Below are 8,563 nucleotides of genomic sequence, written 5' to 3'. Positions count from 1 at the left end.
ATTCAGTATGGGCTTCTTCTGGTAGTTGTATTTTTATGTCGTTTGCAAATTTTAGACACGCAGCATAGTCTTGCTTTTTCTGAGCTATAAATTTTGTTTCTAATAGTTTATAGGTCTCTTCTATAAGAGTGTTTCTCGAAATGGGATTGTCTTGTTTTGTATTCCACAGCAAATCATAATTTTGTGTGAGCCTTATGAACGGAGTGTAAGTTGCTGGAATTAATTCAAAAATGTTTGGTAAAACACGAATCAGCTGGAGAGAACGCATATTGATACAGCCCACATGCATTCCAAAAAAGCTAAGGCAGTTTGCTTTTTGATGACGAAGCCATTCAAAAGTTGCGAGTTCTGAACGTCGCTCCTCATCGGTGGTGTGGGGGCGGAAATAGATTAAAAAGGGCAGCAAGGTTAATTGTTCTTGAGTGTAATGTTTCTGGATAAGATAAAAGGCTGCTCTGAGAAAGAAAATAATGTTTTCTAATTTTTGTTGTTCTTGAGGTCTTTTTTTACTAATTTTATCTGTTAATGTGAGGTGAGGATAATTATCAAGATCCTTGACATCAGCATATCCTGTTAATCTGCTGCACATAATAATTAACGTCAGCAATTCAGTTAACATAAATTGTTTATTTGTTAACTTCTCATATAACTCATTGGTTAGTTTAAGGAATGACACTTCCAGTGTTTTATAAGTGAGTTTGGTTTCAGGTTCTAATTCCTCCAGTGCTCTGCTCAATTGCGCGAATAAATCCATGCTTTGTGCTGAGTAGTCGTCCATTGAGCGCTGTAATTTTATTTTCTCAATTAATGCGTTTAATTCTACAACATTCATTATTTCATCCCTAACTAATTACTTACTCCAAGTTTAGAGAATATACGAAAAATATATAGACTGGTAGGGCTTTTAGCCCTGGCTATTCGATTTGGTGTAGGTAAAGCAAGCGTAATACGATGGCTTATTGACATAGAGCCGAAAAAGATTGGATTAAAGTGGCTTAGCTTACAACATGCCTCGAACTCATGGGCATTCTTTAAAAGGTTCTATCAAAGGAAGAATAGGTCGTGCTCTGAATTGGAATAAAATCGTTCCTTTTCCGTATTTAACCGCGGGGCCAGTTTTGCTAATGTAGAATTGTCATACAAAAATGAAGGTGGCGATTATTACTCCAGAAATAGTAGCCAAACGGGTTGGTTAATTGGGGCTGGTATCGAATGGGCAATCGGAAAAAATTGGTCCTTGCGTGCGGAATATAATCATGTAGGTTATGGAAATGCGGTTAATCTGCAAATACCCACTGTTTATGATTTAGACGATCCTGATGGTAATGCGCGTGTTACTCTAAATTCTAATAATTTTGCCTTAGCGATTAATTATTGGATTTAATCATAAAATGCACTACTTAGTGTTTGGTAGAGCAGTCTTCAATAGTGCAGCCACACCATTAAAATTCTGTGCTACGCTTATTTTTACATCAGTACGCTAATTCTTGTTTTAAATTCATTTTCTTATAAGGGAACAAAATGAAAAGACATGTATGCGTCTCTATTTCTTTATTCTGCTTGTTAAGCAACTCATTGGCATTTGCTCATCCCGGAGGGGGCTTTCGAGGTGGTCCGCCTCCGCACCGAGGTTTTTCAAATCATGGAAATCATCAGCATGGCCATCAGCACCATGGTGGCTATCAGCATCATCAACATAATGATGACTACCACCATGGACGAGGCAGGGATTATCAGAAACATAACGATGGTTATGGAGGAAACAACAATAATTGGGGAAATGATGATCGGTGGTAAGTTTATTTAATTTCATCTACTTAAGGGAATATAATTTACAAAATTACTTGGTTTATGTTTGAATTGGTAGTTTTATGGACTAGGTAAATAACTATGTTTACTAAATCAAGAAAGCCTAAAGATATTCATTTATTCACTTGCGAAGAGATGAGTGCTTATGCACTAACACTGCGTAAGGAAAAAATAAAACAGCTGGATTTATCGGACTCTCCATTTCCGTCAATGAACGTTGGAATGAAATTATAAATTCGGTGGATTGGGAAAAAAGAACGTTGCCTCTTCTCCGATACTCTAGAATTAGGTCAAAATGAGAGGATATTTCAGGACTGCATCTTCATCTTCGCTACGGTTTTTAACTGAAATATTGCTCCATACCCAATCACCAGGGCGTAGTGATTCTATCGCACGCTCGCCTTGAGGCGTTGCAATTAAGGTTCTTTGTTCAAAACAACCACCTCTGCCACGAGTCCATCCGTTAAGACTAAATGTGCACAGGATGGTTAGTACTAAAAAAAATTGTCTCATCCGCTTAGACTCAACCATGCAGTCCGGCAATTAGCCCTCCAAGAACAGAGGCTGCAATGATAATGCTGATACCGATAATAACGGAAGAAACCACACGCCCATAGTATTCTGCAACGGCAGTGTTGCCGCGCAACATTTCTTTTGCTTCATCTATGTGAGGCGTATTTTTACTGAGAATCTGAGGAACAATGGTGGATGCCATGAGCATTAACCCGGTACCGAGTATTGCTCCAAAAAAGGTGAATGACAGAGCCCAACAGATATTTATTAAAACTTGTGTAAGCATTTAGTTTACTCCATGGGATTTATATTTTAAGACGCACACATAACTCTGAGGTCGTCAAGTGCCTGCGGACTTGACTAATGATTCGCTTTTATTCAAAGTGAGTAGAGAGATTTGTTTTAACTCAAGGAAGAAGTATGTTTTCAAAAAGACTAAGTCATTTTAAAAGTATTAAAGAGTTACGTGATTTGCATCCTTTATTGAATGAATTACGGAATAAGAATAGAGAATTAAAGCAGCTAGTGGATAGTAATGCAGGGAATCAATGCTATAAAAAAAGCATCATCATTACTAATCTTTGTGAGCAACTGGATGAAATTATCATACAGTTTGATGCTTTGCCTGTTGCAGCCGAACGTATCATAGAAATTAATAATATCCTTATTTTAATCACATTGTTACAAAAAGCTATTTCCAATTGTTTAGAAAAACATAGGACGGTTTTGAATCAGCCACGATCTACGTTAACTTATACTTTGTCGCAAAACAGTACGGAAGCAAGCATAGCTGGTTCGGCTATTTTAGGTTTGGCTACGAGTTCTTTTTTATTGGCGAGTGTGCCTTTGTTAGGAGGCATTGCGCTGGAGTATGGGCTGACTCAATTGGGTTTTAATAAATCAATAACAGCATCAGTTTCTATTTTGGAGCGATTGCTTAGTAAATTGGAAACCATCCACGCATCCCTTACTTTTGCGTTGGATGAATTAAAAAATATCAGTCAGGCAAGCGTACTCCCTTCAGCACCGCCAATGGATGAGGAAATTAGGCCCGTTTTTAAAACAATGTAGTTTAAGATTTTTGTGCAAATATCCATCCCTGTTGCAAGATCTATGGATCCCGAAGTCAAGCGTAGGAATTCGAAGCCAATGTCAGAGAAATAGCTCTAATACGTTTTCAGGAGGGCGGCCAATAATCGCTTTTCCCTTATAGGTGACAATAGGCCGCTGCATTAACACGGGTTCTTTTAGCATGGCCTCTAATACCTGTTCTTCATTCTCCAGCGATAAGCCTAGTTCTTTAAAAATAGGTTCGTTGGCACGAACAAAATCTTTAAGTGCGAAATGCGCTCTTAACTCCGTTAGTTGTTCTTTATTAAGCGGAGTTTTTAGGTATTCGACAATAGTGGGCTCAAGGCATTTTTCTTGCAGTAATGCAAGGGCTTCTCTCGATTTAGAGCATTTGGGATTATGGTAAATAGTAATTGCTTGCATGTTGTTTTTATAGTGTATTTTATGACTTTGCACTATAGCACATTCTTTATCTGGATAATAATGTCGCTGATATTAGACGATGGGAATCTTCATTCAGAACATGAAAGTCCTAATAAATTTAATCCATTTTCAATATGCTCAGAGACTAATGGCCTAGATAAAAGATACTGACCTGTGTGATCCGTTAGCTCCTGGCTTGCGAACTCAACGGCAGTATTCCATTCATTTACATCAAAATCTTCTCGCCCTAGATACATTAAGGCGACTAGGGTTACTTGCTGATCTGGACGCAAGTTATTGATAATATTAACTGCTTCGTCATAAACAGCATCATCTTTATAATCAGCTAGAACATAATATGCGTCCACATCATCAGTTACTTCAGGAAAAGAAATCTCTTCTTTAGCTTGAAATTGGCGCATTTTATCAAGAATATTGCAAATCATGTCGGTATCTAAGTTGAGCATGTTCATACTCCTTTTAAAAATTAGCATAAAGGGTGTGTCCATTTATTTGCTTTATTAATTAAATTTTAGATCAATATTGTAGTGCGAAACGAAGGGTGTTGAAATTAACAGAAATAAAATGTTTTGTTTTGATGAAATTGTAAAGAAATTCTGGGACTTGGATGTCCCTGAATTTTAATTAGGTTAGCTGCCTATATTTGGAGATGATTCAAAAGTCCCGAGTTGAAACAAACTTCATTGTCTAGTAAGAGTAAACCTTACATGCTTGGCTCTATTTAACAAAAACTGCTGGTTTTTCAAAACTATAAATAACCCCAAAGGCAAATTGTGCTGAGACTGGGTAAATTCGTGAGATTTTGGTGACTCCACCATTGGGTTCATAAACGTGGCTTTTGAATTTCTCATAATTGGTTTGGCTGTAATCTGCCATTAATGACCATTGATTTGATAGGTTATAACGCATTCCCACACCATAACGAACACCACTACGATTTGCTTTTGAACTGTGTATGGTTGGGTCTGAATTGTGCAGTTCTACATGGCCGTTTGCATAACCAATTCGTCCATAAACAACAGCATTCTTGTTTAATAAGACCCCTGGAAGGGCACTTACACCTTCGCTATAGTGAATAGTGAATGACGATTTCTCGAAATTTCGATGAATGTACTCTTTATTGACTAATCTATATTGAAGTGAGCTGGGATTAAAATTAGCTTCTCCCGCTAAATAAAACCAATTGTGTGTCCAAGAGTATCCACCGAAAAAAGTACCAAAAATACCTGATCCGGAAAAGTTCTGCTCATCAATGACATTAAAACTACCGTAATTATCAAAAACATGAGTTTTTTGAGTGAATTGCGCGTATTCAGGCCCAATACCAGCACCGACATAGAATCCAGCAATAGATGGACTACTTAGAAATAAAGAAACAACGCTACCACACAAAATTTTCCTTAACATGTTTATTTCCTAAAGTGGTTAAATTTGGTTTCTTTGACCTATGCTATCGCGGATAGGCCGCAAGGCATAGGGGGAGGATTTTTCTTATCCTACATAGGTAAGATTGACCAAGAATCCATTAGTGTAGAGGTGGTTTAATGAAATTCCTGTGTTCATTGATTGCTCTAGAGCTCTTGCTAACGAACTTTTGCCCCAATCAGCAAATTCATAACCAATACCTACCTGGACATGATCGGTTACTGATTTTTGAATACCTGCACCTACCGTATAGGTAAAGCTGGTTTGGGTATGACCTGAAAAGTTAGGATTTTTAATTGCTTCTTCAATAACTGGAACATTATTGAATGCGTATGCATGATTAAAGCCTACGCCTACGCTAGCGCTCACCCAAGGCATTACTATATAGCCCATATCTGCAAGTAATTTTGCTTTCGCAGCGATATGAGTATGCTGGAGTTTGTAGCTGTAAGTGAAGTTATTAAATTGTGGATCGGCATCATCCCAGATTTCGCCCGATAGGCTTGTGTTTGTGGTTGCTCCTACAGCAAGCCCAAATTGAGTTATCAGTGTTGGACTTAGGTTGTACTGTGCGCCTAAAAGAACTCCGAAATCAGCTAGTGCATGTGTTGCTTTATCCGTGTCGTAGGTTTTTTCGATCTCTGGAGTAAGATAAAACGATTGTGTCTTACCTCCACTTTGCCATGCAGGACCTACACTAAACTCCCCCAACCATCTCCAGCTTGGTTTTACTGGTCCAATAGTTCCTGAGAAAGCATTACCAATTAAAAAGCTTGTTGATAAGGCTAAAACAAGGGTATTTTTTTTCATACTAAATCGTCCGTATTAAATTTTATAAAGTTCTTAGGTAGATATTTTGTCTATGTAGGTGAATTTACAGATAATTGCCATCTTTTTAATTCTAAAAGTAAAAATACCACAGTTTGGTGTTTAGAAACTAGAGTGATAGCTAATTTTCTTTAGGGGATAAAAGATATATTTGTCTTATTTGCCTACGGAATTATTTTATTAAATAATCCATGACTTGTTGTGCATTGGCGGTGGTAAATGGCTTGCGCAAAAATAAAATCATACCAACATCTGCTGCTTTTTGTCTTATATCGGAATCGCCATGGGAGGTTAGGGCGATAATCGGGGTGTCCTTATTTAAAGGACTGTGAGATTTAATGTATTGAGTTGTTTCAAAACCATTGGGGCCATCCCCTAGACCAATATCCATTAAAATAAGGTTATATTGAGTTTGAGCGGTACTTTCAATAGCTGACCTTCCGTCTTCTGCGATATCGACGATACATCCCAAATGAGTCATATATGCTTTTACAACAAGTTGGGCAATTCGCGTGTCTTCGACGATTAGTATTCGAATAGAGTTGAGCATTGTTTGCCTTGTAATAAATCCAATAAGTCTAAGTTAAATTTAAAGTAGGGGCATTCCCCTTACTTTATTTTTTATGTAGGTGTTCCCTGTGCATCCACATTTCGTCATTATGGGGACAAGAACGACGGTGTTTTTTATTTTAATCCAAAAAATAACACCATCGCGAACGCTTATAGTTAATTTTCACTGAGAATAATCTAATTTTCAAGAAAAGACTTTAATGGTTGTCATTAAAAAGTAAAGGAACCTTAAAAGGCAAGGTACAGATAAACGTAGTGCCTTTATTTAGTTCGCTTTGGACTTCTATTTCTCCTTCAAGCTCATGAATTATTTGTTTTACTACGTATAATCCTAAGCCTGCTCCCTTGTATTTATTCTGGTTGGCTGGAAATAAACGAAAGAATTTTTCATAAATTAACAACTGCTTTTCTTCGGATATGCCTATCCCTGTATCGGAAACAACGAGTTGTAGAATCCAATGGCGCGAATCGGTTCGCTCACCTAAGCGCACCTGACAAGCGACTCGACCTTGTTCTGTAAATTTAATTGCATTACTAATTAAGTTCATCATCAAGCGTTTAATACGATACGGATCTCCAAGAAATATTTCGGGGAGTGATTTGGGATAATCTAAAGTTAAATCAATTCCTTTTGCTAACGCAGTTGCTTGTTCTAGCTTGACTACTTGCGATATGGTTTCACAGAGATTAAATTTCATTTCTAAAATGGGCGAGTTTCCTGCCTCATTGCGGGTAAACTCAAGAATATCATTCAATAAATCCACAAACTCCTTTGCTGATTCATGAACCGTTTTCAGATACATTTTCTTTTCCGGATCTGTTTCCTTGGATGCTAAGAATTCAATCAAGCTATAAATTCCGCTAAAAGGAGTTCTTAACTGATGTTCCATATTGCGTAAAAACTCTGTTTTTGCCAGGTTTGCTGCTTCGGCGGCAATTTGTGATTTGGCGAGTTCCTCTTCCATTTTCTTGCGGTCACTAATATCGAATGAAATTCCAAGGACCCCATCAACTTCCCCATTAATATTAAGGAGGGGGGCTTTTTTCGATAAGAATATGGATATTTTATCAGAATTAGCGAGTTTCGATGCTTCTTCACGGGTAATTATATCTTTTCGCTGCATTACGCAGAGATCCATTTTACGTAAAGACTCTGCTTCATGACTCCAGGGCATGTCAAAATCAGATTTGCCAATCATCTGCTCTGGATTTGAAAATCCGGCAGACTGTGCCTGAGCCAAGTTGCAGCCTTGATAAATCGAATCCTTATTTTTCCAATAGACGTGTCCAGGTAAGTTATTCAGTATATTAAACAGTCGGTGCTCGGTTGCCTCTTTATCCGCATGTGCTTTTTCTTCCTGCGCTTTACGCGTAGTAATATTTATGGACATTCCGGCTAAGCCAATAATTTCGCTTGAGGCGTTAAATAGAGGGATTTTTTGGGTAAGATAGGCTGTTTTTCTTCCTAAAGTATCGGAAATTTCTTCCTCAAAAACACATATATTACCTAAGGTTAAGACTTGTTTATCGTTTTCACGTATTATGTTCGCTTCTTCAATGCAAAGAAAATCATAATCTGAGAGGCCAATAATTTCTTTAGTGGAGGCAAGTCTTAAATACTTTGCAAAGACTTTATTGCAATCAATGTAATTAAAGTGCTTATCTTTCCAATAGATATGTACTGGCATCCGTTCTATGACTTGACTGTATAAATCAAATCGTTTTTTCATCACTCTTTGTTTTTTAATTAACATGATTATCACTAAGTTGTTGAACATCATAGGCATTAAAGGCCAAATTGACGTATTGAGATTCGAGTTCTTCTATTTCTGACTTTAACTGACTTGCATAAATATGTTTTAGAAAAAAAGTAGTTTGGTTTTCTTTAGAGCATCCATTTGCT

Annotated in this window: 11 protein-coding genes and 2 pseudogenes; 4 read left to right on the top strand and 9 right to left on the bottom strand. The window is 37.4% G+C overall.

The genetic code is table 11. The features are described from left to right. Nucleotides 1–832, bottom strand: a pseudogene (locus ACQY7T_RS00300) (hypothetical protein); the annotation flags it as partial. A 270-nt stretch (nt 833–1,102) separates the two neighbouring features. Between ACQY7T_RS00300 and ACQY7T_RS00295 the strand changes: the two are divergent. From ACQY7T_RS00295 to ACQY7T_RS00285, 3 genes and pseudogenes are all read left to right on the top strand, one after another. Next, nucleotides 1,103–1,384, top strand: a pseudogene (locus ACQY7T_RS00295) (outer membrane protein); the annotation flags it as partial. Between the two features lie 137 nt (nt 1,385–1,521). Beyond that, nucleotides 1,522–1,797 (top strand): hypothetical protein, encoded by a 276-nt coding sequence (locus ACQY7T_RS00290; RefSeq protein WP_428410740.1) that lies wholly within the window; start codon nt 1,522–1,524, stop codon nt 1,795–1,797. A 93-nt stretch (nt 1,798–1,890) separates the two neighbouring features. Continuing rightward, nucleotides 1,891–2,043 (top strand): hypothetical protein, encoded by a 153-nt coding sequence (locus tag ACQY7T_RS00285; RefSeq protein WP_428410739.1) that lies wholly within the window; start codon nt 1,891–1,893, stop codon nt 2,041–2,043. 51 nt (nt 2,044–2,094) lie between these two features. On the opposite strand, the gene ACQY7T_RS00280 is transcribed toward ACQY7T_RS00285, so the two are convergent. Both ACQY7T_RS00280 and ACQY7T_RS00275 read right to left on the bottom strand, forming a co-directional pair. Continuing rightward, the gene (locus ACQY7T_RS00280) at nt 2,095–2,322 is read right to left on the bottom strand and encodes a Hint domain-containing protein (protein ID WP_428410738.1); all 228 of its coding nucleotides are present in this window, start codon (nt 2,320–2,322) and stop codon (nt 2,095–2,097) included. A 10-nt stretch (nt 2,323–2,332) separates the two neighbouring features. After that, a complete protein-coding gene (locus ACQY7T_RS00275; protein WP_428410737.1) occupies nt 2,333–2,608 on the bottom strand; it encodes a hypothetical protein in 276 nt (91 codons plus the stop codon). Between the two features lie 134 nt (nt 2,609–2,742). On the opposite strand from ACQY7T_RS00275, the gene ACQY7T_RS00270 reads away from it, so the two are divergent. Then, nucleotides 2,743–3,393 carry a hypothetical protein gene (locus ACQY7T_RS00270; RefSeq protein WP_428410736.1) on the top strand — a complete coding sequence of 217 codons (651 nt, stop codon included), beginning with the start codon at nt 2,743–2,745 and terminating at the stop codon, nt 3,391–3,393. A gap of 81 nt (nt 3,394–3,474) precedes the next feature. Here ACQY7T_RS00270 and arsC read toward each other — a convergent pair whose 3' ends face one another. The 6 genes from arsC to ACQY7T_RS00240 form a co-directional block, all read right to left on the bottom strand. After that, nucleotides 3,475–3,816, bottom strand: coding sequence for an arsenate reductase (glutaredoxin) (gene arsC, locus ACQY7T_RS00265; protein ID WP_428410741.1), 342 nt, complete (start codon nt 3,814–3,816; stop codon nt 3,475–3,477). A gap of 89 nt (nt 3,817–3,905) precedes the next feature. After that, complete coding sequence (locus tag ACQY7T_RS00260) at nt 3,906–4,283, bottom strand: DUF3775 domain-containing protein (protein WP_428410735.1); 378 nt, start codon at nt 4,281–4,283, stop codon at nt 3,906–3,908. 271 nt (nt 4,284–4,554) lie between these two features. Further along, the gene (locus tag ACQY7T_RS00255) at nt 4,555–5,244 is read right to left on the bottom strand and encodes an outer membrane protein (protein ID WP_428410734.1); all 690 of its coding nucleotides are present in this window, start codon (nt 5,242–5,244) and stop codon (nt 4,555–4,557) included. A gap of 84 nt (nt 5,245–5,328) precedes the next feature. Beyond that, on the bottom strand, nt 5,329–6,072 hold the full coding sequence (locus ACQY7T_RS00250) for an outer membrane protein (protein WP_428410733.1): 744 nt from the start codon (nt 6,070–6,072) through the stop codon (nt 5,329–5,331). 190 nt (nt 6,073–6,262) lie between these two features. Then, nucleotides 6,263–6,640 carry a response regulator gene (locus ACQY7T_RS00245; RefSeq protein WP_428410732.1) on the bottom strand — a complete coding sequence of 126 codons (378 nt, stop codon included), beginning with the start codon at nt 6,638–6,640 and terminating at the stop codon, nt 6,263–6,265. A gap of 217 nt (nt 6,641–6,857) precedes the next feature. Next, on the bottom strand, nt 6,858–8,390 hold the full coding sequence (locus tag ACQY7T_RS00240) for a PAS domain-containing sensor histidine kinase (RefSeq protein WP_428410731.1): 1,533 nt from the start codon (nt 8,388–8,390) through the stop codon (nt 6,858–6,860). Nucleotides 8,391–8,563: the final 173 nt, after the last annotated feature.

Origin of the sequence: Legionella sp. (genome assembly GCF_965140895.1) — a bacterium.
Lineage (GTDB): Bacteria > Pseudomonadota > Gammaproteobacteria > Legionellales > Legionellaceae > Legionella.
Note: the sequence above shows the minus strand (reverse complement) of the source record. Positions and strands in the feature narration are given on the sequence as shown.